Annotated in this window: 19 protein-coding genes; 12 read left to right on the top strand and 7 right to left on the bottom strand. The window is 70.3% G+C overall.

Annotation, left to right across the window (positions count from 1 at the left end; translation table 11 throughout):
* The first annotated feature begins 131 nt into the window (after positions 1 to 131).
* The 6 genes from AB0B90_RS36225 (at position 132) to AB0B90_RS36200 (ending at position 10,846) form a co-directional block, all read left to right on the top strand.
* A complete protein-coding gene (locus AB0B90_RS36225; RefSeq protein ID WP_350948602.1) occupies positions 132 to 893 on the top strand; it encodes a protein phosphatase 2C domain-containing protein in 762 nt (253 codons plus the stop codon).
* A 543-nt stretch (positions 894 to 1,436) separates the two neighbouring features.
* Complete coding sequence (locus tag AB0B90_RS36220; protein WP_362926507.1) at positions 1,437 to 2,057, top strand: hypothetical protein; 621 nt, start codon at positions 1,437 to 1,439, stop codon at positions 2,055 to 2,057.
* 13 nt (positions 2,058 to 2,070) lie between these two features.
* Positions 2,071 to 4,212 carry a flotillin family protein gene (locus tag AB0B90_RS36215; RefSeq protein ID WP_362926506.1) on the top strand — a complete coding sequence of 714 codons (2,142 nt, stop codon included), beginning with the start codon at positions 2,071 to 2,073 and terminating at the stop codon, positions 4,210 to 4,212.
* Positions 4,209 to 9,395: a DNA repair ATPase gene (locus AB0B90_RS36210; RefSeq protein ID WP_362926505.1), complete on the top strand. Its 5,187-nt coding sequence runs from the start codon at positions 4,209 to 4,211 to the stop codon at positions 9,393 to 9,395. The genes AB0B90_RS36215 and AB0B90_RS36210 overlap by 4 nt, the downstream gene beginning before the upstream one ends.
* Positions 9,396 to 9,445: 50 nt before the next feature.
* Complete coding sequence (locus tag AB0B90_RS36205; RefSeq protein ID WP_350948505.1) at positions 9,446 to 9,826, top strand: DUF488 family protein; 381 nt, start codon at positions 9,446 to 9,448, stop codon at positions 9,824 to 9,826.
* A gap of 189 nt (positions 9,827 to 10,015) precedes the next feature.
* Positions 10,016 to 10,846 carry a phosphoribosylaminoimidazolesuccinocarboxamide synthase gene (locus tag AB0B90_RS36200; RefSeq protein ID WP_362926504.1) on the top strand — a complete coding sequence of 277 codons (831 nt, stop codon included), beginning with the start codon at positions 10,016 to 10,018 and terminating at the stop codon, positions 10,844 to 10,846.
* Between the two features lie 148 nt (positions 10,847 to 10,994).
* On the opposite strand, the gene AB0B90_RS36195 is transcribed toward AB0B90_RS36200, so the two are convergent.
* Positions 10,995 to 11,798 (bottom strand): PP2C family serine/threonine-protein phosphatase, encoded by an 804-nt coding sequence (locus AB0B90_RS36195; protein WP_350948503.1) that lies wholly within the window; start codon positions 11,796 to 11,798, stop codon positions 10,995 to 10,997.
* An 84-nt stretch (positions 11,799 to 11,882) separates the two neighbouring features.
* On the opposite strand from AB0B90_RS36195, the gene AB0B90_RS36190 reads away from it, so the two are divergent.
* The 3 genes from AB0B90_RS36190 (at position 11,883) to AB0B90_RS36180 (ending at position 15,836) form a co-directional block, all read left to right on the top strand.
* The gene (locus AB0B90_RS36190; RefSeq protein ID WP_362926503.1) at positions 11,883 to 13,874 is read left to right on the top strand and encodes an N-6 DNA methylase; all 1,992 of its coding nucleotides are present in this window, start codon (positions 11,883 to 11,885) and stop codon (positions 13,872 to 13,874) included.
* Positions 13,875 to 13,899: 25 nt separating this feature from the next.
* Positions 13,900 to 14,793 (top strand): serine/threonine-protein kinase, encoded by an 894-nt coding sequence (locus AB0B90_RS36185; RefSeq protein ID WP_350948501.1) that lies wholly within the window; start codon positions 13,900 to 13,902, stop codon positions 14,791 to 14,793.
* A 110-nt stretch (positions 14,794 to 14,903) separates the two neighbouring features.
* A complete protein-coding gene (locus AB0B90_RS36180; protein ID WP_362926502.1) occupies positions 14,904 to 15,836 on the top strand; it encodes an MBL fold metallo-hydrolase in 933 nt (310 codons plus the stop codon).
* Between the two features lie 81 nt (positions 15,837 to 15,917).
* Here the strand turns inward: AB0B90_RS36180 and ctaD are convergent, their stop codons facing one another.
* Positions 15,918 to 17,585 carry a cytochrome c oxidase subunit I gene (gene ctaD / locus AB0B90_RS36175; protein ID WP_350948601.1) on the bottom strand — a complete coding sequence of 556 codons (1,668 nt, stop codon included), beginning with the start codon at positions 17,583 to 17,585 and terminating at the stop codon, positions 15,918 to 15,920.
* Positions 17,586 to 18,047: 462 nt separating this feature from the next.
* Between ctaD and AB0B90_RS36170 the strand changes: the two genes are divergently transcribed.
* The 3 genes from AB0B90_RS36170 (at position 18,048) to AB0B90_RS36160 (ending at position 21,924) form a co-directional block, all read left to right on the top strand.
* A complete protein-coding gene (locus AB0B90_RS36170) occupies positions 18,048 to 19,436 on the top strand; it encodes an NAD(P)/FAD-dependent oxidoreductase (RefSeq protein ID WP_362926501.1) in 1,389 nt (462 codons plus the stop codon).
* Between the two features lie 151 nt (positions 19,437 to 19,587).
* Positions 19,588 to 20,553 (top strand): LLM class F420-dependent oxidoreductase, encoded by a 966-nt coding sequence (locus AB0B90_RS36165; RefSeq protein WP_350948498.1) that lies wholly within the window; start codon positions 19,588 to 19,590, stop codon positions 20,551 to 20,553.
* A 222-nt stretch (positions 20,554 to 20,775) separates the two neighbouring features.
* Positions 20,776 to 21,924: an NAD(P)/FAD-dependent oxidoreductase gene (locus AB0B90_RS36160; protein WP_362926500.1), complete on the top strand. Its 1,149-nt coding sequence runs from the start codon at positions 20,776 to 20,778 to the stop codon at positions 21,922 to 21,924.
* 6 nt (positions 21,925 to 21,930) lie between these two features.
* On the opposite strand, the gene AB0B90_RS36155 is transcribed toward AB0B90_RS36160, so the two are convergent.
* From AB0B90_RS36155 to AB0B90_RS36135, 5 genes are all read right to left on the bottom strand, one after another.
* Positions 21,931 to 22,845, bottom strand: a complete 915-nt coding sequence (locus AB0B90_RS36155) for a sugar isomerase (protein ID WP_350948496.1) — start codon at positions 22,843 to 22,845, stop codon at positions 21,931 to 21,933.
* Positions 22,846 to 22,897: 52 nt separating this feature from the next.
* Complete coding sequence (locus AB0B90_RS36150) at positions 22,898 to 23,524, bottom strand: methyltransferase domain-containing protein (RefSeq protein ID WP_350948495.1); 627 nt, start codon at positions 23,522 to 23,524, stop codon at positions 22,898 to 22,900.
* 296 nt (positions 23,525 to 23,820) lie between these two features.
* Positions 23,821 to 24,396 carry a hypothetical protein gene (locus AB0B90_RS36145; protein ID WP_362926499.1) on the bottom strand — a complete coding sequence of 192 codons (576 nt, stop codon included), beginning with the start codon at positions 24,394 to 24,396 and terminating at the stop codon, positions 23,821 to 23,823.
* Positions 24,397 to 24,589: 193 nt separating this feature from the next.
* A complete protein-coding gene (locus AB0B90_RS36140; RefSeq protein WP_362926498.1) occupies positions 24,590 to 25,360 on the bottom strand; it encodes a neutral zinc metallopeptidase in 771 nt (256 codons plus the stop codon).
* A 168-nt stretch (positions 25,361 to 25,528) separates the two neighbouring features.
* On the bottom strand, positions 25,529 to 25,867 hold the full coding sequence (locus AB0B90_RS36135; RefSeq protein ID WP_362926497.1) for a hypothetical protein: 339 nt from the start codon (positions 25,865 to 25,867) through the stop codon (positions 25,529 to 25,531).
* Positions 25,868 to 26,148: the final 281 nt, after the last annotated feature.

Below are 26,148 nucleotides of genomic sequence, written 5' to 3'. Positions count from 1 at the left end.
AACACTTCCCCAGGCCGCTTGCGTCACCATGGTGTTAAGTGGATTGTGGAACATCTCGGTTCGCCCTATGCCCATCCCAACTGTCCGAAAGCGGCTCAGCTCGTGCAACTCGACGATCCAGTGATGTGCAGATGATCACGCTGCGCTATACGGCAGGTTCCGACGTCGGCCGGATCCGGCAAGGCAACGAGGACGCCGCCTACGCGGGCGCCCGGCTTCTCGCCGTGGCCGACGGGATGGGCGGCCACGTGGGCGGGGAGGTCGCCAGCTCGGCGGCGATCGCCAGCGTCGCCTCCCTTGACCATGAGTGCCCCGGCGACCTCGCCGCCGCCGCCGAGGCGGGGGTCCGCAAGGCCAACCAGCGCCTGCGCGAGCTGGTCGAGGAGGACCCGTCGCTCACCGGCATGGGGACCACCCTGACCCTGATGCTCTGGAACGGCTCTCGCGTCGCCCTCGCCCACATCGGCGACTCCCGCGCCTACCTCCTGCGTAACGGTGACCTGTACCAGATCACCTACGACCACACCCTGGTCCAGACGCTGATGGACGACGGCCGGATCACCGCCGAGGAGGCGGCCCGCCATCCGCACCGGTCGATCCTGCTGCAGGTCCTCGACGGCGGCGACAACCTTGAGCTCGACCTCTCCCTGCGGGACGCCGAGCTCGGTGACCGCTATCTGCTCTGTTCCGACGGGTTGTCGGGGGTGGTCGACGCCGAGCGGCTCCGCCAGGTGCTGGCCGAGGTCGACGATCTCGACGAGGTGACGCGGCAGCTGATCGCGCTCGCCTGCGAGGCGGGCGGGCCCGACAACATCACCTGCGTGGTCGCCGACGTGGTCGAGGGGGAGATGTCGGACACCTCGGTGGTGGTCGGCTCGGCCAACCCCTCGTAGAGACCGGTCTCCCGCGAAGCCCCGATCCTGGCGGGAATCAACCCCTCGGAGAGACCTGACTCTCGCGGAGGGAACCGGCTCATGGGTGCCCTCTCGTGCAGGGAGCCGTTCCGGTAGGTGAAGGGTTCTGGTCGCCGACGGAGACAACGGCTATCGTCGGAGATCCTCGCCGATCACCGCCCCGGAGGGATGTCCTCATGTACAAGGAGTTCGCCATCGAGGCCGTCGTGTGGCTCATTCCGATCGTGATCCTCGTCGGTCTCGCCTACATGATCACTCGCCCCGCCTGACCTCCGCGACGGTTTTCCGGAGCGTCTTCTCGCGACAGAGCCGAGGACGCGGAGCCCGCTCCCCCTCCTCCGCTTCCGCATGCCCCCTGCCACCGGCCCTCGTACGCGCCGGTAGCCGCCGCACTTAAAGATCATGCGGATTCTGTCCGCTTCGGGAACTATCTCCTTTAACTGTTCTTTATCTGTATATAGTCACCTACACGTGTTCAGGGGACCACGTTCCGACAGATCAGCGGGGGGATTTCGCACGCCAATGGGCCAGTTCGTCGATGCCGCACTGTCTTTTCCGACCGTCCTGTTCACGTTCATGCTCCTGGTGATCATCGCGTACTGGATGCTCGTCGCGGCCGGCGTGTTCGGGTTCGACGGTGACGGCGGCGACGGCGGTGACGGTGCCGAGGCGACGGGGGCCACCGGTTTCCTCAGCGGTCTGGGACTCGGCGGAGTCCCGGCCGCGGTGGTCGTCTCGCTGCTGGTCGTCGTCGCGTGGTTCGCGAGCCTCGTGGGCGGCACGCTGTTCACGAGCACCCCCGCCCTGGTCGCCGTACTGGTCGCGGCACTGGTCTGCGCCTGGGCATGCACGCGCCTCGTCGTCCTCTCACTGCGACGGCTCGTCCCGAAGGAGCGCGTCCCCTCCCGCGCCGACTTCGTGGGCCGCGTGTGCGTCATCCGCACGCGCCGCGTCGGCCGTGACTTCGGCCAGGCCGAGGTCACCTCCGCCGACGGCTCTTCCGCTCTCGTTCAAGTACGACAGACCGGTGACGAGGATTTCGCCGCCGGCAGCGTCGCCCTGATCTTCGCCTATGACTCCCCCGGCGAGTTCTTCTGGGTGATGCCGTACGACGCGGAACTCGACCCTGATCGTTCCATTTAACCGAGGGGCCACATTGGACGTCATATCCACCGGGCTCGGCATCCTTCTCGCCGTCGTCCTCCTCGTCGTCATCGGCATGCTCTTCATGATCAGCCGGTTGTTCTACAAGGTGGAACAGGGCAAGGCCCTGATCATCTCGAAGATCAACAAGGTTGACGTCACCTTCACCGGCGCCGTCGTGCTGCCCGTCTTCCACAAGTCCGAGCTGATGGACATCTCGGTGAAGACCATCGAGATCGCGCGCACCGGCCGTGAGGGCCTGATCTGCCGCGACAACATCCGCGCCGACATCCGCATCACCTTCTTCGTCCGCGTCAACAAGACCGTCGAGGACGTGGTGAAGGTCGCCCAGGCCATCGGCACCGCACGCGCGAGCGACCAGGAAACGCTGCAGGAGCTGTTCAACGCCAAGTTCTCCGAGGCGCTCAAGACGGTCGGCAAGCAGCTCGACTTCGTGGACCTCTACACCCAGCGTGACCAGTTCCGCGACCAGATCATCCAGGTCATCGGCACCGACCTCAACGGCTACAGCCTTGAGGACGCGGCCATCGACTACCTGGAGCAGACCTCCCTGGCCGCCCTGGACAGGAACAACATCCTCGACGCGCAGGGCATCAGGAAGATCACCGAGCTCACCGCCATCGAGCACGTCCGGACCAACGAGTTCCAGCGGCGCGAGGAGAAGGAGATCACCCGCCAGAACGTGGACGCGCGGGAGGCGATCCTGGAGCTGGAGCGCCGGCAGGCCGACGCGGAGACCAAGCAGAAGCGCGAGGTCGAGACCATGCGGGCCCGCGAGGAGGCGGAGACCGCCAAGGTCCAGGCCGAGGAGCGGCTCAAGGCGCAGGCCGCGCACCTGCGCACCGACGAGCAGCTCGGCGTCCAGCACGAGAACCAGGCCCGTGAGATCGCGGTGGCGGCGAAGAACCGCGAGCGGGTCATCGCCATCGAGACCGAGCGCATCGAGAAGGACCGCCTGCTCGAGGTGATCGCCCGCGAGCGCGAGACCGAGCTGTCGCGCATCTCCAAGGACAAGGAGCTGGAGGGCGAGAAGCGCTCCATCGCCGAGGTGATCCGCGAGCGGATCGTGGTGGAGAAGACGGTCGCCGAGCAGGAGGAGAGCATCAAGCGCCTGCGCGTGGTCGAGGAGGCCGAGCGGACCCGCCAGGCTGTGATCATCCAGGCCGAGGCCGAGGCGCAGGAGAGCCTGGTCAAGGACATCAAGGCGGCCGAGGCCTCCGAGGCGTCGTCCAAGCACCGGGCGCGCGAGGCGCTGGTGCTGGCCGAGTCGCGGCAGCAGGCGGCCGAGCTCGACGCCCGCGCCAAGATCCGTCTCGCCGAGGGCGTGCAGGCCGAGGCCGCCGCCGTCGGCCTGGCCGAGGTGCAGGTACGCGAGCGGGACGCCGCGGCGATCGAGAAGGTCGGCCGCGCCGAGGCCGCCGTCGAGCGGGAGAAGGCGCTCGCGATCGCCGAGGGCGAGCAGGCCAGGGCCCACGCCGCCGCCACCGCGGTCCGCGAGAAGCTCAAGGCCGAGGCCGAGGGCGAGCAGGCCATGGCGCTCGCCGCCGCCGCGACGGTCGGCGAGAAGCTCAAGGCCGAGGCCGAGGGTCTCACCGAGAAGGCCGCGGCGATGGCCGCGCTCACCGACGCGACCCGCTCCCACGAGGAGTACCGCCTGCGCCTGGACGCCGAGAAGGAGATCCGCCTCGCCGGGGTGAACGCCCAGTTCAAGATCGCCGAGGCGCAGGCCTCCGTGGTGTCGGCCGGATTGTCCAAGGCCAACATCGACATCGTCGGCGGCGACACCGTTTTCTTCGACCGGCTGATGAACTCGATCAGCATGGGCAAGGCCGTGGACGGCTTCGTGGAGAACTCCGACGTCACCCGCACCCTGGCCGGGCCCTACCTGGACGGCTCGGCGAGCCTCCCCGCCGACCTGGGCAGGGTGATCGGCTCGATCGACACCGCCGACGTGCGCAACCTCTCGCTGTCCGCGCTGCTGATGAAAATGATGAACGAGGGCGGTCCCGACGCGGACAAACTGCGCGGCCTGCTGGGTGAGACCCAGGCGCCGGCCACGACCGAGGTCCCCGTCGCGGCGCTCGACACCGTCGGCAACTCCACCGGCAACTCCACCGGATCCGTCAAGCGGTGACGTCCTCCACGGCGGAGGCCGTCACCGGCGCCCCCGGCGAGGGGGCGGGGCTGGACGCGGGCACCTACGAGGTGCTCCGCGCCCGGCTGGCCGAGCAGGCCGCCGAGCTGGCCCGGCAGTCCGACGCGCTCAACGCCGAACGCCTCGCGGTGTTCGGCGGGGCCGAACTGCGTCTCATCGGCACCGAGCGGATACGCACCGAGAACAACTGCGTGCCTCGCGACATCGTCTCGGTCGGCGGGCTCATGCTCTTCGGCTACAACGTGTTCATCGGGATGAAGCCGGAGACGACCATCGAGGACGTCTTCTCCGCGCACACGTTCGTCCGGGAGGACGGGGGCGGCGGGAGCGGTGGGAGCGGCGGGAGCGGTGAAAGCACGGAGAACGGCGGGAGCGCGTTCCGGTTCGACCCCGTGCCGATGTTCCGCGACCCGCGCTTCGAGCGGGACTTCGCCGACCTCTACCGGTACTACCGGGAGACCCGGCTGCTCCAGCTCCGCCGGGTCGAGGGCAAGTTGCTCGCCGTCTTCCAGACCGGCCCGCAGGACACCCGCGTGCTGCGCTGGCAGGTCGATGCCGACGGCACGCTCTCGTACATCGACGACCGTGGCGAGCGCGACCACACCTTCCCGCCCTCGCACGACTTCGAGTGGATTCCCACCACCCGCGACGACCACGTGCTGGGCCGCCACCCGCACATCTCGATCGAGGGCGAGGTGTTCGTCGAGACCGTCGGCGGCGACCTCACCATCAAGATCGAGAACAATACCGAGAGCGGGGAGGGCGTCTACCGTGAGCCCGTCACGGAGCCGCTGCAGAGCCTCGCCGACGCGGAGGTCCACCACGCCAGGATCGGCCCGCTGATCCTGCTGCGGGTGCGGCCGTACAAGGAACCCGAGTGGCGCCACCTGGTGTTCAACACCCGGACCAAGGAGGTGGTCCGCCTCGACGGCATCGGGCAGGCCTGCCAGCGCCTGCCCGAGGACCAGGGGATCATCTTCCCCGGCGGCTACTACCTGTCCACCGGGGTGAACAAGACGTTCGACACCGACGTGTCCGAGCTGGAGTTCGAGCGGGTGATCCGCTCCCCCAACGGCGAGGACGTGCTGTACGTCTTCCACGCCCGCGCCGAGGGCCGGTCGCTGCTGCTGCCGTACAACGTGATCCGCAAGCGGGTGGAGACCCCGCTGTCGTGTCATGGGTACTCGCTGTTCGACGACGGCACGCTGGTCGTCTTCAGGGCCACCTCCGACGAGCCCACCCGCGTCCACCCCATGCAGGTCTGGCAGACGGCCTACCAGTCGGACGTCTACGCGGCCGGGCGCCCGGTCGGCACCGGGCCGCTGGAGCGGATCGGCAACGCGGAGCTGGTGCGCGGCATCTCCGACTGCCTCTCGGTGGCGCGGATGGTCGAGGAGATGGCGCCGTCGATCCCGGTCTTCGAGGCGCTGATCGCCTCCTGCGCCCGGGTCTTCGACCACTACCACTGGCTGGGCGAGCACCGGCTGCGCGGCCCGCTCGCCGACCTGCGGGCCACCGCCGAGCAGGTGCTCGACGAGTTCGAGAAGGTCCAGTCGCTCACCCGGCAGGCCGCCGAGGCGCTGGAGACCGCCGAGGCCGAGGTCACCGCGCTCGTACGGCACACGCGGGCCGACGCGCCCAGGTCCGCGCGGGGCTGGATCGACCGGCTGTCGGAGCTGCGGCGCTCGCAGGGACACCTGGTGACCCTGCGCGAGCTGCGCCACGTCGACACCGCGAGGATCGACGCGCTCGACGCGGAACTCACGACCGAGCTGGGCGGCACCGCGCGGCGCGCGGCGGAGTTCCTGCGGGGGGACGACGCCTTCGCCGGGTACCACGCGGAGGTCGAGCGGCTGGTCGCCGACGCGGGCGCCATCACGACCGTGGCCGAGGCGGGGCCGGTCGGCGAGCGGCTGGAGGGGCAGGCCCGCGGCCTGGAGATCGTGGTCGAGGTGGTCGGCACGCTCGACATCGCCGACGCCACGGTGAGGACCGCCATCCTGGAGCGGGTCGGCGAGGTGCTCGGCGGGGTGAACCGCGCCCGCGCCACCCTGGAGGCCCGGCGCGCGGAACTGCTCGCCGGTGAGGGGCGGGCGGCCTTCGCGGCCGAGTACGCCCTGCTCGGGCAGGCGATCACCGGGGCGCTCGCGATGTCCGACACCCCCGAGCGCTGCGACGAGCAGCTGGGCCGCCTGATGCTCCAGCTGGAGAACCTGGAGTCGCGCTTCACCGAGTTCGACGACTTCCTGGGGCAGCTCGCCTCCAAGCGGGAGGACGTCTACGAGGCGTTCTCCTCGCGCCGCCAGGCGCTGCTGGACGAGCGGGCCCGCCGCGCCGACCGGCTCGCCGACTCGGCGACGCGCATCCTGTCGAGCGTGCGGCGCCGGGTGGCCGGGCTGACGTCGCTGGACGAGGTCAACACCTACTTCGGGTCCGACCCGATGGTGCTCAAGCTGAAGGGCGTGGCCGGGGAGCTGCGCGCGCTGGGCGACCAGGTGCGCGCCGAAGAGCTCGAAGGCCGGATCAAGTCGGCCCGCCAGGAGGCTGGCCGCGCCCTGCGCGACCGGCTCGACCTCTACAGCGACGGCGGGGAGACCATCCGGCTCGGCCGCCACCTGTTCGCGGTCAACACCCAGGCGCCCGACCTCACCCTCGTCCCGCACCAGGACCAGATGGCCTTCGCCGTCACCGGGACCGACTACCGCTCCCCGGTGCGCGACGCGGCCTTCGAGGAGACCCGGCCGTTCTGGAACCAGCTGACGGTCTCGGAGTCGCCCGAGGTCTACCGGGGCGAGCACCTCGCCGCCTCGATCCTCGCCGCCGCCGAGGCCGGCACCCTGTCCCTGGGGTCCCCGGGCTCCCCGGGCGGGCGGCAGGTCTCCCTGGACGCGCTGCACGAGGCCGCGGTGGACGGCGGGGAACTGCTGGAGATCGTCCGCAAGGTGGCGGAGACCCGGTACGACGAGGGCTACGAACGGGGTGTCCACGACCACGACGCCACCGCGATCCTGCGGGCCGCGCTCCGCCTGCACGCGGGCGCCGGACTGCTGCGCTACCCGCCCGCCGCGAGGGCCGCCGCCCAGCTCTTCTGGGCCTTCGGCACCGACGAGACGGCCCGCGCGGCGTGGACCACCCGGGCGACGTCGCTCGTGCGGGCACGGGCCCTGTTCGGCGGGGTGGAGGCGGTCCAGGAGACCCGCGCCGCCCTCGGCTCCGCGATCGCGTCCTTCGTCCGGGGTCTCCACGACCGGCCGGGCAGCGCGGCGGGCGCGCTCGCCGTCGCCGCCACGAGCACGGCCGGGGAGTCCCGGACGGGCGGGACGCGCACGCGGGGGGACGAGGGCGTCTTCGAGCTGGCCGGGGAGTATCTCTTCGAGGAGCTGCCCGGCAAGCCGTTCGGTTTCGTGACCGGTGCGGGGGCGCGATCGCTGCTCGACCGGTTCGACCGGGCGCTGGGACCGGCGCGCGGGGAGTTCGAGGACGACCTGCGGGCGCTCGGCGACGACCTCGCCGCACGCCACCGCCTGGCCGAGGCGTGGCTCTCGGCCTTCGAGGGCTCGGCTCCCGGCTCAGGGTCGGGTTCGGGCTCGGCACTGGGTTCGGGCTCGGCGCTCGGCTCGACGTCGGCGGGAGGCCGGGAAGCGGGCGCGGGAGGGGCTCCGGGAGCCGGTTCCGCGGAGCTGGTGGAGGCGGTGGCCGTACTGCTGTGCGAGGTGCCCCGGCACGACTCCTCCGCGGCGCTGACCGTCACGGTCGAAGGGCTGCTCGGCACGCACCCGCGGATCTCCGGGCACGCGATGGAGCTTCGCCTGGACGAGTTCCTGACCAGGACCCGGCACTTCCGCGACCACCGCGTCCCCGCGTACCGCGCCTACCAGAGGCGGCGCAACGAGCTGGTCGCGGCCGAACGCGAGCGGCTGAGGCTGGAGGAGTTCCAGCCGAAGGTGATGACCGCCTTCGTCCGCAACCAGCTGCTCGACGAGGTCTACCTGCCGCTGATCGGCGACAACCTGGCCAAGCAGCTCGGCGCGGCCGGGGACGCCAAGCGGACCGACCAGATGGGCATGCTGCTGCTCATCTCCCCGCCGGGCTACGGCAAGACCACCCTCATGGAGTACGTGGCCAACCGGCTCGGGCTCATCTTCGTCAAGGTCAACGGCCCGGCCCTGGGCCACCTGGTGACCTCGGTGGACCCGGCGCAGGCGCCCGACGCGACGGCGCGGCAGGAGATCGAGAAGATCTCCTTCGCGCTGGAGATGGGCAACAACGTCCTGCTGTACCTGGACGACATCCAGCACACCTCCCCCGAGCTGCTGCAGAAGTTCATCTCCCTGTGCGACGGCCAGCGCCGGATGGAGGGCGTCTGGGAGGGGAAGACCCGCACCTACGACCTGCGCGGCAAGCGCTTCGCGGTCTGCATGGCGGGCAACCCGTACACCGAGGCGGGCAAGCGCTTCCGCATCCCCGACATGCTCGCCAACCGCGCCGACGTGTGGAACCTCGGCGACGTGCTGTCGGGGCGGGACGAGCTGTTCGCGCTGAGCTACATCGACAACGCGCTCACCTCCAACCCGGTCCTGGCGCCGCTCTCCACCCGCGACCGGGGCGACATCCGCCTTCTGGTACGGCTGGCGCGGGGCGACTCGGGGGTCCGGGCCGACCAGCTCTCCCACCCGTACTCCTCGGTGGAGCTGGAGCAGGTCCTCGCGGTGCTGCGCAAGCTGCTGCGGATCCAGCGGGTGGTGCTCGCCAACAACCAGGCGTACATCGCCTCCGCCGCCCAGGCGGACGCGTCGCGGACCGAGCCCCCGTTCCAGCTCCAGGGCTCGTACCGGAACATGAACAAGCTCGCGGCCAGGGTCGTCCCGGTGATGAACGACGCCGAGCTGGAGGCCGTGATCGACGACCACTACCTCGGCGAGGCCCAGACCCTCACCTCGGGCGCGGAGGCCAACCTGCTCAAACTGGCCGAGCTGCGCGGCACCATCACCCCCGCACAGGCCGCGCGGTGGGCCGAGGTGAAGACCGCCTACCTGCGTTCCCAGGCTCTCGGCGGCGCGGAGGACGACCCGATGACCCGTGCGGTCGGCGCGGTCGGCCTGCTCGCCGACCGGGTGAGCACCGCCATCGAACACGCCGCCGACCGCCTCTCACCCGACTGATCGACTCCACCGGGTGGCTGCCATTACCGTCACCCGGGAACGACCACGTCATGGCTGACGAACCAGAAGTGCGGGTGCGCCGGATCTACGAGGAGCCGGAGGCCGAGGACGGTGCCAGGGTGCTGGTCGATCGGGTCTGGCCGCGCGGGCTCTCCAAGGAGAAGGCGCATCTTCAGGAGTGGTGCAAGGCGGTGGCGCCCTCGACCGAGTTGCGCAAGTGGTACGGCCACGATCCGGCTCGGTTCGAGGAGTTCCGCCACCGCTACCGGGCCGAACTGGAGGACCCCGAGCGGGCCACCGCACTTGAGCACCTGCGGGAGCTGGCGGAGCAGCGAACGGTGACGCTCCTGACCGCGACCAGGCAGGCCGACATCAGCGAGGCCGTGGTCCTGGCCGACCTGCTGCGGGGTCGACCGCGGCGTCCCACGTGAGCCTGGCACCGAAGGGAGCACGGCCCTGCGAGTAGCGAGGGCCGAGGGGGTCGCGAAACTCTCCCCGAGCAGGTGAGGGGGTGCCCGGTTGCCGGGTCGCCGCCGGATCTCGAATACGGTGGGCAGGTGTCGGTCAGCGACCGGTGGCCCGCGAGGCGGCCGCCGGGTCGAGCGAGAGCAAGGAACGCAGTGAAGCTTCTTCATTCAGGGAAGGTCCGCGACGTCTACGAGGACCGCGGGGACATCATCCTGGTGGCGTCCGACCGGGTGTCGGTGTACGACGTGATCCTGCCCACCCCGATCCCCGACAAGGGGAAGATCCTCACACGGCTGTCACTGTGGTGGTTCGAGCAACTCGCCGACATCGTGCCCAACCACGTGATCTCGGCGACCGACGTGCCCGCCGAGTTCGAGGGGCGCGCGGTGCGGTGCAGGAAGCTGGAGATGGCGAAGGTCGAGTGCGTCGCGCGCGGCTACCTGACCGGGGGCGGGCTGAAGGAGTACCGGGAGCACGGATCGGTCTCCGGCGTGCCGCTCCCGCCCGGACTGCTCGACGGCTCCAAACTGCCCGAGCCGATCTTCACTCCGTCCACCAAGGCGCCGCTCGGGCAGCACGACGAGCCCATCTCCTTCGAGGACGTCGTCGCCCTGGAGGGCGCGGAGGTCGCCGAGGAGTTCCGGCGGATCACGCTGGAGATCTACCGGCGAGGCTCCGAACTCGCCGCGGAGCGGGGCGTCATCATCGCGGACACCAAGATCGAGCTGGGCTGGGACTCCGAGGGCACCCTCGTGCTCGGCGACGAGGTGCTCACCTCCGACTCCTCCCGATTCTGGCCCGCCGACCGGTGGGAGCCCGGCCACACGCAGTTCTCCTTCGACAAGCAGTACGTGCGCGACTGGGCGACCGGCACGGGCTGGGACAAGAAGGAACCCGCCCCCGAGGTGCCCGCCGAAGTCGTGGAGGTCACCCGGCAGCGCTACATCGAAGCCTACGAACGCATCACCGGCAAAACCTGGTAAATCCAGGAGCCCGGCGCCACCAAGCCGCGTGACCTGCCGAACGCCGGGAGCCGGTGTCCTCGGTGAGCGTCGAAGGCCAGGGCCCGCGAGTCGGGGGCCGGGGGTCCTCCCGCGGGAGGTCGCCCTCGGCCGTCCGCGGGATCGCGGGTCAGAGGGGAAGTTTCCGCTCGACCGCGGCGCCCACGATGGCCGGGCCCGGCTGGGCCGCGCCGGTGGGCGCCCCGAAGTCGGCCACGATGCAGGTGATGTTGTCTGGGCCGCCGCCCCGGTTGGCCAGGTCGATGAGCCGGCGGACGGCCTCGTCGGGGTCGGAGATCTCGGTCAGCGTGTTGAACAGGGTCTCGGGGCCGACCACGGCGGTCAGGCCGTCGGAGCAGAGCAGGTAGCGGTCCTGCGGGTAGGCCTCGCGCAGCGAAAGGTCCAGCTCCCCGTCGCCGGTGCCTTCGAGGACCCGCAGCACCATCGACCGGCGCGGGTGCTCGGCGGCCTGCTCCGGGGTGATCCGCCCCTCGTCCACCAGCGACTGGACCAGGGTGTGGTCGTGGGTGATCTGGTACAGGGCGCCGTCGCGCAGCATGTAGGCCCGGGAGTCTCCCACGTGGGCCAGGGCGAAGGTGGCACCGTTCCAGAGCATCGCGGTCAACGTGGTGCCCATGCCGCGGAGCGTGGGGTCCTGCTCGCTCATGTCGTGCAGCGTGTGGTTCACGTCCCTCGCCGCGCCCTTGAGCGCGGCGAGCAGGTCGACACCGTCGGCGGGCAGGGTGTCGTCCAGCTTCGCCATGGCTGTGACGGCAAGTGAACTGGCGACCTCTCCACCCGCGTGACCACCCATGCCGTCGGCTATGGCGAGCAGGCGTGCACTCGCGTAGCCCGAGTCCTCGTTCGCCTCACGACGGACACCCACGTCGGAGCGGGCCGCGTAGCGCAGTGCAAGTGGTTGGTTCAGTGCCATGAGGGCAGTAAATCATTGGTTGAAGCACTTCACAAGCAAAGTCGTTGTAGACCGTTGCGGCACGGTCAACTACTGTGACCCACCATGGAGGAGAGTCAGGAGATCACCGTGAACGCGGGCGACATCGCCCGGCTCGCCGGGGTCGGCAGGGCTGCGGTGAGCAACTGGCGCCGCCGCCACGAGGACTTTCCCCAGCCGGTGGGCGGCACCACCTCCAGCCCGCTGTTCTCCCTGCCCGAGATCGCCGTGTGGTTGCGCGCGAACGGCAAGTCGTTCGAGGTCTCGCTCGGCGACCTGGTCTGGCAGCGGATGCGCACCTCGGTCGACGACCTCAGGCTGGGCGAACTCGTGGGCGGGGTCGGCGCGTTCCTGCTCTTCCTGCGCCGCGAACCCACCCTCTGGCGTGATCATGGTACGAAGTCTCTCACCCGCGTGGCCAAGGTGACGACGGATCTTCCCGGCTCCGCCGATCTTCTTCTGGATGACCTCGCCCTCGTCCGGCTGGTGGCCGAGCTCGCCGCCGAGCGCGACCCGCTGGAGGTCTTCGAGTTCCTGTTCCAGCGCTACGCCGAGGCCCACTCCCGCCAGCTCCCGGTCACCAGGGACGACGTGGCCGCGCTCATGGTCGGGCTCGCGGCCGGGGAGGGCGGCGTCGTCCTCGACCCCGCGTGCGGCGTCGGGACACTGCTGCTGGGCGCGGACTCCCTCGCCGGGCCGCGCACGGGCTCACGGACGGACTCGCGCACGGGCTCACGGACGGGCCGCAAGGGGCGTGCCCGGTCGGAACGGAAGACCGTCCTGATCGGGCAGGAGATCAACGAGTCGAACGCGCTGCTCACCGCCGTACGGGTGCTGCTGCGCGGCGCGGAGGCGCGGATCGTCGCCGGCGACTCGCTGCGCGAGGATCGCCTCGCCGGTGAGCTCGCCGACGCCGTGGTCTGCGACCCGCCGTTCAACGAGCGGGTCTGGGGACACGAGGACCTCGCCGGTGACCCGCGCTGGGAGTACGGGCTGCCGCCGCGCGGGGAGTCGGAGCTGGCGTGGGTGCAGCACTGCCTGGCCCGGGTGAGACCGGGCGGCCTGGTGGCGATCCTGATGCCCACCGCCGCCGCCAGCCGCCGTCCCGGCAAGCGGATCCGCGGCAACCTGCTCCGGGCGGGCGCGCTGCGTGCCGTGGTGACGCTCGCGCCGGGCGGTCCCGACCTGTGGATCCTCCGCAGGCCCGACGGCGGGCGTCCGCCGTCCCGGCTGCTGCTGGTGGACGCCGGTGACAACCTGTCGATCGTGGAGCCCGCCTGGCGCGCGTACCAGAAGGACCCCGAGGCCGAGCTGTCCGGCGAGAGCAGGACGGTACGGATCATCGACCTGCTCGACGACGAGGTCGACCTCGCCCCGTCCAGGCACCGCCCGCAGCACGGCGGCCCCGATCTCCTGCGCGACTTCACCGACGCCCTGGCCGGCTTCAAGGAGACCTCGGCCCTGCTCCCGGACGCCACCCCCGCCCTCCAGCCGCTCGCCGAACGGCAGGACCTGCCGACCACCACGGTCGGCGAGCTGGCCAAGGCGGGACTGATCACGATCCTGCAGGCACCGGCGAGGATGTCCGCCGACGAGGGTCCCCTGCCGGTGCTGACCGCCGAGGACACCGCGGCGGGCACGCCGCCCTCCGGCCGGACCACCCTCGACCCGGCCCTGGTCATGATCCGGCCGGGTGACGTGGTGACCACCGTGCTGGGCGCGGTCAGGGTGATCACCCACGGTGGCGCGGCGCTCGGCCCGCAGCTCACGCTCTACCGGGTCGATCCGCAGCGGCTCGACTCCGGGTTCCTCGCCGGGTTCCTGCGCTCGGCCGACGCGGCCAGGGTCCATCCCAGCTCCAGCCGCCTCGACGTGCGGCGGGCGCGGGTGCCCGTGCTGCCGCTGTCCGACCAGCGGATGTACGGCACGGCCTTCCGCGAGCTGTTCGACCTTGAGGACAAACTGCGCGAAACACGGACGCTGGGGGAAACGCTGATCCGGCTAGGCTTTGACGGACTGGTCGACGGTCATCTCCGGCCGTGCGACCAAGGGGCTTGATGCCCGCAGGTCCAGGGGAGGGTCGATGGTCATCGGCGACCGGTACGTCCTCGACGACCTCCCTCTCGGCCAGGGAGGCATGGGGGCCGTCTACGGCGGTCACGACAAGCATCTCGACCGCAGGGTGGCCGTCAAGTTCTTAAAGTTCCTCACCGGCCCCGACGAGGAGCTGAAGCGGCGTTTCCTGCGCGAGGCCCGCATCCTGGCCAGGCTGGAGCACCCCGGCGCTCCGGTCCTGTACGACTTCGGCACCTTCGACCAGCGGCTCTTCCAGGTGATGCAGTTCATCGAGGGCGTCACCGTGGCCGACGTGGTCAGCGAGCACGGCCCGCTCCCCGTACCGTGGGCGGCGGCGATCGCCGCCCAGGCGTGCGCGGTGCTGACGGCCGCCCACGCGCTGTCCGTCTGCCATCGCGACCTGAAGCCGACCAACCTGATGCTCTGCCCCGACGGGAGCGTGAAGGTCCTCGACTTCGGCCTGGCCGTGCTGCGCGAGGCCGACTCCACCCAGTTCACCCGGGTGGGCCAGATCCTCGGCACCCCGTCGTACATGGCTCCCGAGCAGATCCAGCGCGGCCTGTCCGGCCCCCGCAGCGATCTCTACGCCCTCGGGTGCGTGATCCACGAGATGCTGACGGGCCGCCAGCTGTTCACCGGCCCCACCGAGTACGCGGTGTTCGAGCGCCAGGTGAAGGAACGCCCGCCACGGGTGCCCGGCATCCCCGACGAGCTGAACCGCCTCCTCGCCGACCTGCTGGAGAAGGACCCCGACGACCGCCCCTCGGGAGCCGACGTCCTCTACGAGAGGCTGCAGCCCTTCGCGGTGGACCTGCCGATGCTTCCCGGCTTCCTGCACCCGTCGTCGGTGCCGAGCCCGGGGCGGATGTACGCGCGGATGGTCGGCCGGGTCCTGGGGTGAGGTCCTGGACCGAGGTGCTGCGCCGAGGTCCCGGACCGGGGGCCTGTGTGAGGTCCCGGGTTGAGGTCCCAGGCCGGGGGCCTGCGCCGAGGTCCCGGGTTGGGGGGAGAATGCGATTCGTGGAAGGTCGATGGGTCGAGGTGGCGGACCGGGTGCTCGTGCGGCGGTACGCCGAGCTGGACCTGTCCGTGGGGCTGGTCATGGGCGACGGCGGCTGCCTGGTGGTCGACACGCGGGGAGACGAGCGGCAGGGGGCGGAGCTGCTCGCGGAGGTGAGACGGATCACCCGCGACCCGTGGACGGTGGCGATCACCCATTCGCACTTCGACCACAGCTTCGGCACCCGGTCCTTCCTCGGCTGCCCGGTCTGGGCGCACGAGGACTGCCGCGCCGACCTGGTCGAGAACGGCGGCCGGGCGAGGGGCGAGTGGGAACGGTACTACCGGGATCTGGGGCGGCCGGACATCGCCGACGACATCGTGAGGACCGAGATCGTGCCGCCGGACCATCTGGTGACCGACCGGACGCGGCTCGTCGTCGGAGGCCGCCCGGTCGTCCTCGCCCACCTCGGCCGCGGCCACTCCGGCAACGACCTCGTCGTCCACGTGCCGGACGCCGGGGTGATCTTCGCCGGGGATCTGGTGGAGAACGGCGCGCCGCCCGCCTACGAGGACGCCTATCCCCTCGAATGGCCCGCCACACTCACCGGGCTCCTCGGCCTGCTCGACCGGCCCGACGACGGTCCCGGTCCCGATGGAACGACCGAGTTCTTCCCCGCCTCCGGTGACACGACCACCCCCACCTCTACCTCCGGCTCCGGCTCCGGCTCCGGCTCCGGCTCCGGTGGCACGGTCGTTCCCGGGCACGGCGACCCGGTCGACCGCGCGTTCGTCCTCGCCCAGCACGCGGAGATCGCCGCCCTCGCCGAGTTGTGCGGGCGGGTGGCGGCAGGTCTGCTCTCCCCCGCCGACGCCGTACGCCTGTCGCCGTACCCCGAGGAGACCACCGAGATCGCCCTCGGCCGCGTCACGGGTGGCCCCTGAGAGGGGCACAGGGAAGGGAGCGGACCGCCTCGCCGGGCCCGGACGCCCTGGCGGCCCGTCGCGTCACCACCGTGCCGCCGGTCAGATCTCCTCTTTGAGCCTCGCCGCCGGGTCGAGCTGGCGCGGCTGCATCGCCACCCTCGGATGGTGCAGGTCGAAGGCGGGCCGCTCGGAGCGGATGGCCGGGATCGAGGTGAAGTTGTGCCGGGGCGGGGGGCAGGAGGTGGCCCACTCCAGCGAGTTGCCGAAGCCCCACGGGTCGTCCACCGTCACGCGTGGAGCGTGGCGGGCGGTGTACCAGAGGTTGTACAGGAACGGCAGCGTGGAGAGGCCGAGCAGGAGGGCGCCGATGGAGGAGATCAAATTGAGGGTGGTGAACCCGTCGAGCGCGCTGTAGTCGGCGTAGCGGCGCGGCATGCCCTCCGCGCCCAGCAGGTGCTGGACGAAGAAGGTGACGTGGAAGCCGATGAACAGCGTCCAGAAGTGCAGCTTGCCCAGCTTCTCGTTCAGCATCCTGCCGGTCATCTTCGGCCACCAGAAGTAGAAGCCGGAGAACATCGCGAACACCACGGTGCCGAAGACCACGTAGTGGAAGTGCGCGACCACGAAGTACGAGTCGTGCACGTGGAAGTCCAGCGGCGGGGAGGCCATGATGACCCCGGTCAGCCCGCCGAACAGGAACGTCACCAAGAACCCCACGACGAACAGCATGGGCGTGTCGAATGAGATGTGCCCCCGCCACATGGTCCCGATCCAGTTGAAGAACTTCACCCCGGTCGGGACCGCGATCAGGAACGACATGAACGAGAAGAACGGCAGCAGCACCCGGCCCGTGGCGAACATGTGGTGCGCCCACACCGTCATCGACAACCCCGCGATGGCGATCGTCGCGCCGATCAGGCCGATGTAGCCGAAGAGTGGCTTGCGGCTGAAGACGGGGATCACCTCGGTGATGATGCCGAAGAACGGCAGCGCGATGATGTAGACCTCCGGATGGCCGAAGAACCAGAACAGGTGCTGCCACAGGATCGGCCCCCCGGTCTGCGGGTCGTAGATGTGGGCGCCGAACTTGCGGTCGGCCAGCAGGGCGAGCAGCGCGGCGGCCAGCACCGGGAAGGCCATCAGCACCAGGACACCGGTGAGCAGCGTGTTCCAGGTGAAGATCGGCATGCGGAACATCGTCATCCCCGGGGCCCGCATGCAGATGATCGTGGTGATGAAGTTCACCGAGCCGAGGATCGTGCCGAGCCCGGACATCGTCAGGCCCACGATCCACAGGTCTCCGCCGAGCTGCGGGGAGTAGGTCGCGTGGGAGAGCGGCGTGTATCCCGTCCAGCCGAAGTCGGGGGCGCCCCCGCCGGTGAGGAAACCGAAACTCGCGATGAGCCCGCCGAACAGGAAGAGCCAGAAGCTCACCATGTTGAGCCGGGGGAAGGCCACGTCGGGCGCCCCGATCTGCAGCGGCATGACCACGTTCGCGAACCCGGCGAACAGCGGTGTGGCGAACAGCAGCAGCATGAGGGTGCCGTGCATGGTGAACAGCTGGTTGTACTGCGCCGTGGTCAGCACCTGCAGTCCCGGCTGGGCGAGCTCGCCCCTGATGAGCATGGCCATCAGCCCGGCGAACAGGAAGAAGACGAACGACGTCATCAGGTACATGTAGCCGATGACCTTGTGGTCGGTGCTGGTGAGCCAGCGCACGACGATCGAGCCCGGCTCCTTCGCGCGTGGCGCCAACGGTGAGGTCAGCGGCTCCTCGCGTGACTGTTCGGAGGTCGTCACGACCCACCCCCTTCGAACCGGCTCGGCCTCGAACCCGCCGTTCCACATCGGCCCTCGAAGGCGGGTCGATCCTCGGGCCGGCCCATCCCCGAAGCAGACCCGCCCTCTCGAACCGGCCGTTTCACATCAGCCGATCCCTCAACAAACCGGATCATCCTCGAATCGGCGCGGCATCTGGATTCCACCGCCTTCTCCCGGCCATCCCCAGGGAAAGCGGCTCCCACTCGCCCGCCCCGCCATCTTGCCCGCGCGATGACCTGGCGATTAATCCTTCTTATCCGCTCCCCGGGCATTCCGCGTCCCCGCGTCCCACCCGCTCGCCGCGATGTCCGTACGAGCCGCGTGGGCAATATGGGACGGCCCATCACGCTTGACCCGGGGGCAGAGGGGGCACGCCGCTGGAAACGGAGTGCCGAAAGGAGCGACGTCATGGGTGAACGACAACGAGTCGTCGTGATCGGAGGAGGGTTCGCGGGTTTCACCGCGGTCCGTACCCTCTCCCGGATCGCGAAGGGCGCGGTCGAGATCGTCCTGATCAATCCGACCGACTACTTCCTCTACCTGCCCCTGCTGCCGGAGGTCGCGGCGGGCATCCTCGACGCCCGCAAGGTGGCGGTCCCGCTGGCGGGCGACTATCCCGGCGTGCGGTATCTGCTCGCCACGGCGGACAGCGTCGACATCGAGGCGCGCCGCGTGAAGTGCACCGACGCCGAGGGCAACCACCGCGAACTGGGCTACGACCGCCTGGTGGTCGCGGTCGGCAGCGTCAACAAACTCCTCCCCGTACCCGGGGTCGCCGAGTACGCCCACGGCTTCCGCAGCATCGTCGAAGCCCTCTACCTGCGCGACCACCTGATCCGCCAGGTCGAGCTCGCCGACGCGTCCGACGACCCCGAGGAGCGCGCGGCCAGGTGCACCTTCGTGGTCGTGGGCGCCGGGTACACCGGGACCGAGGTCGCGGCGCAGGGCCAGCTGCTCACGAACGCCCTCCGCAGGCACCGGCCGAGGCTGCGCGACCAGCCGATGCGCTGGATCCTCGCCGACATCGCCCCGCGCATCCTCCCCGAGCTGGACGAACGCCTGTCGCGGAGCGCGCACCGGACGCTGTCCGAGCGGGGCATGGAGATCCTCACCGAGACGAGCGTGGCCGAGGCGACGGCCGAGGGGGTGAAGCTCTCCGACGGGGAGTTCGTACCGACCAAATCCCTGATCTGGTGTGTCGGCGTGCGCCCCGACCCGATGGTGGAGTCCCTGGGCCTGCCGACCGTGAAGGGGCGTCTGCGCGTCGACGAGTACCTCAGGGTGCCCGGCCACCCGGAGATCTTCGCCTGCGGCGACGCGGCCGCGGTCCCCGACCTCACCCGGCCCGGCGAGTACACGGCGATGACCGCCCAGCACGCCGGCCGCCAGGGCAGACAGGCCGCCCGCAACATCGCCGCCTCCTACGGCCACGGGCGGCTCCGGCCGTACAAGCACAGCGACCTGGGGTTCGTCGTCGACCTGGGAGGGACCGGCGCCGCCGCGAACCCGCTGGGCGTGCCGCTTTCGGGCATGGCGGCCAAGGTGGTCACCCGGGGCTACCACCTGCTGTCCATCCCGCGCAACCGGGCGCGCATCGCGGGAAGCTGGCTGCTGGACCTGCTGACGCCCCGCCAGACCGTCCAGCTGGACGTGGTCCGCGGCTCGGCGGTCCCGCTCAAGCACACCACCCCCCAGGCCCCGCACGCCCCGCACGCCCCGCACGCCCCGGACGGGGCGGCGTCGAAGGCGGGCACCCCACGAAAGGCGGGCGCCTCCGCGAAGGCGGGCGACTCGTAACCGGGTCACTCGTGGCCGGGCGGTCCACCGACAGACGACTCGAAGGCGGGCGATGTGGAGGCAGGCCACTGGTAGGTGGGCGATTCGTAAAGGACGGCGATATTTTCGGCTCTTCCGGCGATGCTCGCGGGAAGCCGGGTAGGGGCGGGGTATGGCAAAGATCGGTTACACGATGATGTGTGAGCAGACGCCCGCCAGACAGCTGGTCCAGGACGTCGCGACGGCCGAGCGGGTCGGTTTCGACTACGCGGTCATCTCCGACCACTACTTCCCGTGGCTGGAGGAGATGGGCCACTCCCCGTACGCCTGGTCGGTGCTCGGCGCGGCGGCGCAGGCCACCCGGCACCTGCCCCTGATGACGTACGTGACCTGCCCGATCATGCGTTACCACCCCGCGGTGGTGGCGCAGAAGGCGGCGACGATGGGCGTGCTGAGCGAGGGCCGCTTCACGCTCGGGCTGGGCGCGGGCGAGAACCTCAACGAGCACGTGACAGGTCAGGGCTGGCCGTCCGCCGACACCCGGCACGGGATGTTCCGCGAGGCCGTGCAGATCATCAGGGAGTTGTTCGAGGGCGGGTACGTCACCTACCGCGGCGAGTTCTTCGACGTCGACTCGGCCAAGCTGTACGACCTGCCGGACCGGCCCGTCCCGCTCGCGATCGCCGCCTCCGGCGGCCGGTCGGGGAAGATCGCCGCCGAGCACGGCGACGCGCTGGTCGCGGTCGATCCCGACTCGGACCTGGTGCGCCTGTTCGCCGGGGAGGGTGGCACGGGCAAGCCCGTCTACGGCCAGCTCGCCGTCTGCTACGACCCCGACGTGGAGGCCGCCAGGGAGCGGGCGCACCGGATGTGGCGCTGGTCGGTGGCCGGGTGGAAGGTGATGGCCGAGCTTCCGGGGCCCGTCAACTTCGCCGCCGCCACCGAGACCGTGCGCCCGGAGGACGTCGCGGCCAAGGTGCCGTGCGGCCCCGACGTGGACGCCGTGGTGGAGGCGGTACGCGCCTACACCGACGCCGGTTTCACCCACGTCGCCCTCGTCCAGATCGGTCACGAGCACCAGGACGCGTTCTTCGACTGGTCGGAGAAGGAGCTCCTCCCCGCCCTGAGCGATCTCTAGCCGCCGCCTGCACCGCCTCTCCCCCCTGTCCCTGGCCCTTCCCTGGCCTTTCCCCGGCCATGGGGCCACCTCCGGCCACCGGCTTTCCCGGCCCTGAGCGGCCTGGCCTCCGCGCTCCCGCCCACCCCGGCCCCATACCCGGGTGGGTCACGGTGGCGTGTGCCGCCCGGAAGATCCACCGCGTGGCGGTTCCCCCCGGGCGTACGGGGAAGGCTCCCCGGGGTGGATGACGTCTGGGATCTGGTGGTCGTCGGCGGCGGGCCCGCGGGGGCGGCCGCGGCCCTGCGCGCAAGACAGCTCAGGCCCGAGGCGCGGGTCCTGCTGCTCGACAGGGCCGACTTCCCCCGCGACAAGGCCTGCGGTGACGGCATCGCCGCCCACGGACGCGACGAGCTCGCCCTGCTGGGCGTTCCCGACCTCATCGCCGACTACCGGCCCACACGGCGCCTGGCGGTGGTCTCCCCCGGTGGCGCCCGCGTCTCGGCCACCTCCGCCAGGTCCAACCACGTCGTGCCTCGCAAGGTCTTCGACGCCCGCCTCGTCGACGCCGCCCGCGCCCGCGGTGTCGAGGTCCGCCGCCACCAGGTCCGCGCGCTCGCCACTCTCGGCGATCACGTGGTTCTCGACGGCACCGTCACCGCCCGCGCCGTGGTCGCCGCGGACGGGGCCAACTCGGCCGTACGGCGCCTCATCGGCGTTCCCCCCTCCCCCGAGAAGCACACCGCGATCGCCGTGCGCGGCTACGCCGACGTGCCCGCCGACGACGACGTCCAGTCGATCTTCATGCAGCAGGACGGGTGGCCCGCGTACGCGTGGTCGTTCCCGATCGGCGACGGGACCGCCAACGTCGGCTACGGCATGCTCCTGCCCCGGTTGCACGCCACCGGCCTGCCGGGCAAGGAGGTGCTGCACGGACGGCTCGCCGAGCTGCTGCCCCACGTGAACGCCCGCGACCTGCGCGCCCACCATCTTCCCCTCTCCCCCGGCCGTCCCGGGCCGGGTTCGGGGCGGGTGCTGCTCGCCGGTGACGCCGCGGGTCTCATCAACCCGCTCACCGGCGAGGGCATCTTCTACGCGCTGCTTTCCGGCCGGCTCGCCGGGGAGGCCGCCGTCCAGGCGGCGGACGACCCGCTGCCCGCCTACCGGCGCGGCCTGAGAAAGGCTCTCGGCCGGCACCTGCGTACCACCGACGTGCTCGCCCTCGCCTCCCAGTCACCCGGCTTCATCGACGCCGCGATCGACACCGCCGCCCGCCGCAAGGAGGTGTTCGACCTGCTGGTCGACGTGGGCCTGGGCGCGGGCACCGTGCCGGTGCCGCTGGCGCTGGCCGTGGTCCGCCGCTGGCTGCTGAACGCCGCCCGGCGCCGCTGAGGGCGACTACCCGAGGATCACCGAGCGGGTCAGGTTGCGCGGGTTGTCCGGGTCGAGGCCGCGCGACCGGGCCAGCTCCACCGCGAGCCGCTGGGCCCGGATCAGGTCGGCCAGCGGGTCGAGGGTGGTGGCCGTGGTCAGGGCTCCGGTGCGGGCGACGTCGTCGAGCAGTCTCTCCTGACCGCCGAAGAACCACACCAGGCTGTTCTCGTCGGCGACGCTGATCGGCCCGTGCCGGTACTCCATCGCGGGGTAGGCCTCCGACCAGGCGAGAGCGGCCTCCCTGAGCTTCAGCGCCGCTTCCTGGGCGAGGCCGTTGGTCCAGCCGCTGCCGAGGAAGGTGAACTGCCGCCGCGAGATCGCCCCCTCGGGGAGCGGTGTGACGAGCGCGGTCTCGGCCTGGGCCGCGAGGTCGGCGGGGGCCTCCCCGAGGTGCGCGCGGAGCAGGGCGAGAGCGCTGGTGGCGAACCGGGTCTGCACCACGGAACGCTCGTCGGCGAACTCCAGCGCGATCACCGTCTTGGCCAGGCCGGTCACCGGGGTCGCCGGGTCGGCGGTGACGGCGACCGTCGGGACGTCACCCGCCGCGTCGAGAACGCGCAGCACCTCGGTCGTGGTCCCGGACCTGGTGATCGCGACCAGCCGGTCGTAGCGGCGCGCGGGCAGCTCGGAGGCGGGGAACGCGTCGGTCTCCCCCTGCCCGGAACGCTCGCGCAGCACCGCGTACGCCTGCGCCATGTACAGCGAGGTGCCGCAGCCGATCACGGCGACGCGCTCACCCGTCTCCGGCAGCCCCGCCGGACTCGCCGCGCCGAGATCCAGCGCCTGCCGCCAGCACGCGGGCTGGTCGGCGATCTCCTTCAGGACGTACTCCACGGGTGCCTCCTCGTCGATGCCCGTTCCCTCTCGTACCCCGCTCATGAGGGCGCAGCGCCTCACCGGCACCGGAATCACGCGGGTGGAAGGCGGCGGGTCACGGCCGGACGGCGAGCACCCGGAAGTCGACGCCGCGCGTCATCCGGGACACCGACTCGATCCGGAATCCCGCCTGCTCCAGGAACGGCCGGGGGTCGCGGGTGAGGTGGTCGGCCGCGAACCGCACGAACAGCGGTTCCACCACCCGCATCCCAGTGCGGACGATCGGGTTGCTCGACGGCCCGTGCTCGGCCAGCACGAACCTGCCGCCCGGTTTGAGCACGCGGTATGCCTCGCGCGCCGCGGCCGCCGGGTCCGGGATGGTGCACATCGTGAACGTGGACAGCACGGTGTCCGCGTGGCCGTCGGGCAACTCCAGGCGCTGCACGTCGCCCTGCCGCAACTCCACCCGCTCGCCGAGCCCTTCCCGCGCCACCCGCCGCCGCGCCAGCTCCAGCATCCGCTCGGACAGCTCGATGCCGACCACCGTGACGTCGGCGGCGTACAGCGGCAGGTTGAGCCCGGTGCCGACCGCGATCTCCACCGTACGGCCGCGCGCCTGCCCGACGGCCCACTGTCTGCTCCCCGGAAACAGGCGCCGCTCCCAGACCCGCATCTGGTCGTCGTACCGATCCGCCATCCGGTCGAACACCCGCCGCACGTCGGCATCCGTGGTGGTACGCATCAAGCACCCCTTCTGGAACGGAACCCCCGCGAGATCACTTCGCCGCCGTGAAGCGGCGAAGGACCGCCTCTGTCCGGGCGACGACCGTCATCCGGCCGAGGCTCCGCCCGCCTGTCGTCACACCCCGTCATCTCGGCCGGTCGCCTGGTTTCCCTGCCAACGAACCGGTCCCCGGTCCCGTTCCCGTGACATTCGCCGCGAACCGGCCCCGTTCCTATGGCATCCGCCGCGAACCGCCCGCCGGACCCGGATCGGCGGCCCACGGCGATGCCCGAAATCGATGCTCGAAATGCGGCCTACTGCACCCTGAACTTCTCCCAGGGGCCGACCTTCGAGCCGCGGGCGCGCAGCATCCCGTACTTGTCGCCCTTGTTGCCGAGTTCCGCCGACACGTAGTTCCGGGAGGGGACGGCGAGGTTCCTGATCGACACACAGCCCGTCCCGCAGGAGGCGATGTGGAACCTCTCCCAGGTGCCGGCCGAGGACGCGCGGGCGCGCAGCATCCCGTGGTCGCCTCCCGACCAGCCGAACTCCGCGGACACGTACTTGCCGTTCGCCAGGGACTTGATCGTGTAGTTGCGGCCGTTGTAGCAGATCGAGAACCTCTCCCAGGGGCCGACCTTCGTGGCGCGGGCGCGCAGCATCCCGTACTTGTCGCCCGACCAGCCGAACTCCGCGGACACGTACCTGCCGTTCGCCGGCGACTTGATGCTGCGGGTCTGGCACTTCACGACGGCCGCCTCGCCTCCGGCCGCCGCGACGAGCGACGACGCGGCCCCCGAGGTCGTCGACCGGGCCAGCACGGGCGCGGGCGCGGCCACCGTGCCGACACCGGCCAGGACGAGAGCCGTGGCGACCATGAGCTTCTTCACAAAACCCCCTATTGATCGGCAAATGCCGTCGATCATTATGGGGGTCGCCGGACAGGAGCCGCATGCAGTGCTCCGCCCACGCCCGGCACGACTGTCATAGCACCGCTGACAGGCGGGAGCGGAGCGACGAAGCTGCCCCCGTTCCCGATTCAGCGCCTCGCCGCCGGAAGAGGCGCGGGCGCCGAGACAGCGGTCAAGACACTCTGGACTTGGCGGCGAAGGTATTGCAGGCGTCGGGCCCCTTGGCCAGGAAGCCGCGGTTCAACCAGTAAGAGTAGTTCGCGGCCTTGCCATGAGTCGGAGAACTCTTCTCAAAGCGCCGCAGGTAGGAAAAATCCGAGTCCGGCCGCTCCAGGGAGGACCAGACGCTGCCGATGAAGGCGCCGCTCAGACAGTCGGCTTGCAATTCGAGGCGACGTGAGGCTGCGTTGTAGTCCTTCTTGGTGCGGTACCTGCGAGAGTCGAAGGTGGTCATGATTCCGGAGAGCTCTTGGACGTGGTGGCCGTACTCATGGCCAAGGACTGAGAATAGCCACAGGTCGCTTACGTCGGCCAAGGCTTTCTTGTCGAGATGAAAGACGATCGTCTTGTTCGCCGAGCAGTAGATCGCCTGGGCGCTCTCGGGAAATTCGGAGCAGCCGGTTTTCACACCGGCGTGGCGTATGACCCGCAGCTTCGGTGTGCTGAAGGGAAGTCTCGCTGTTGCGAACTGGCGCTTCCAACTGGTGTTGAGGCAACGGAGGAGACCGTTGAGGTAATTGGTGGCGCCTTTGAAGTCGTCGTTGTCAACTGGCCGCTCCGGGCAGGTGTCCGGTTTCAGTTCGCCGGTCTCGTAGATCGGGTTGGCTGTGAGGGCGGCTGTGCCGGTGGGGACCGGCCGGAGCCGGTCGGCGTCGGCTGTGGCTGTACCGACCAGGAAAAGGCTCACCAGTGCGCCGGAGAGCACTGCGAGGAGGGGGCGCATAAGATCAACTTAGCAAAAGGGAAAGATGCAGCAAAAGGGAGTATTAGCTCGGCTCCCCTCGCGGGGGTCGAGATCGATGATCAGGGACTACCTCGGGAACCTCACGGCGCGGAACAGCGGAAACCCTTCACCTGAAACAAGGTGAGGGCTCCTTCGGACACAGCCGAACTACGCTTCGGGCAAGTCTCCCAGCCTGCGCCGAAGGGAACTCGCGTCGACTTTCGCGGCGACTATGCGCTCGTAGCGCTGGTCGGCATCGCAGTCGTCGACCCGGCCGATCACGTGGAGGGCGTCGCAGAAGCGATCGGAGTGGTCAGCGAAGCCCGGGTCGAGGGGCAGCATGATCCGGGCGATGAGGTTCCCGCCCTCGACGAGCCGCCAGACCTCCTTGACCTGCCCCCTGTACTCAAGGTTCCAAGCGTTGGAGGCGAGGAACCGCGAGACGGTGGCGGGAGTCAGGGTGGTGGTGAGCTCAAGCAGTGAGGGCTCTTGGGTGGACCGGTTCACCGGTTGCCTCCCTCGCCAATGGTCTTCACGATGCCAAGAAGCTGCTTGACATCAAACCGCGTCAAGATGCTCAAGCGACAGATGTATGGCCTGGCCAACTCTGTTTTCCTGCGCAAGCGCATCCTCTTTGCCCGCTTAAACAGGTCGATATCATGAAATTAGCGTCAAATCCAGGATTTAGACGTCGTTGACATGATGTGTCCCCTCGGCGATGGTGGGGAATGCGTAGAGCTTCACAGCAGTGCCCAGACGTCGACGGCCCCTTTCGCCTGCCGGGCGTT

It is taken from the genome of Streptosporangium sp. NPDC049078 (assembly GCF_040648855.1).
In the GTDB taxonomy this organism is placed as follows: domain Bacteria; phylum Actinomycetota; class Actinomycetes; order Streptosporangiales; family Streptosporangiaceae; genus Streptosporangium.
This window is presented reverse-complemented; position numbering and strand designations above follow the sequence as displayed.

Excerpts from the sequence above, each read along its gene's own strand:
- AB0B90_RS36225 (WP_350948602.1), top strand. The coding sequence starts at position 132 with ATGATCACGCTGCGCTATACGGCAGGTTCCGACGTCGGCCGGATCCGG.
- AB0B90_RS36220 (WP_362926507.1), top strand. The coding sequence starts at position 1,437 with ATGGGCCAGTTCGTCGATGCCGCACTGTCTTTTCCGACCGTCCTGTTC.
- AB0B90_RS36205 (WP_350948505.1), top strand. The coding sequence starts at position 9,446 with ATGGCTGACGAACCAGAAGTGCGGGTGCGCCGGATCTACGAGGAGCCG.
- AB0B90_RS36195 (WP_350948503.1), bottom strand. The coding sequence starts at position 11,798 with ATGGCACTGAACCAACCACTTGCACTGCGCTACGCGGCCCGCTCCGAC.
- AB0B90_RS36190 (WP_362926503.1), top strand. The coding sequence starts at position 11,883 with ATGGAGGAGAGTCAGGAGATCACCGTGAACGCGGGCGACATCGCCCGG.
- AB0B90_RS36185 (WP_350948501.1), top strand. The coding sequence starts at position 13,900 with ATGGTCATCGGCGACCGGTACGTCCTCGACGACCTCCCTCTCGGCCAG.
- AB0B90_RS36180 (WP_362926502.1), top strand. The coding sequence starts at position 14,904 with ATGCGATTCGTGGAAGGTCGATGGGTCGAGGTGGCGGACCGGGTGCTC.
- AB0B90_RS36170 (WP_362926501.1), top strand. The coding sequence starts at position 18,048 with ATGGGTGAACGACAACGAGTCGTCGTGATCGGAGGAGGGTTCGCGGGT.
- AB0B90_RS36165 (WP_350948498.1), top strand. The coding sequence starts at position 19,588 with ATGGCAAAGATCGGTTACACGATGATGTGTGAGCAGACGCCCGCCAGA.
- AB0B90_RS36155 (WP_350948496.1), bottom strand. The coding sequence starts at position 22,845 with ATGAGCGGGGTACGAGAGGGAACGGGCATCGACGAGGAGGCACCCGTG.
- AB0B90_RS36150 (WP_350948495.1), bottom strand. The coding sequence starts at position 23,524 with ATGCGTACCACCACGGATGCCGACGTGCGGCGGGTGTTCGACCGGATG.
- AB0B90_RS36140 (WP_362926498.1), bottom strand. The coding sequence starts at position 25,360 with ATGCGCCCCCTCCTCGCAGTGCTCTCCGGCGCACTGGTGAGCCTTTTC.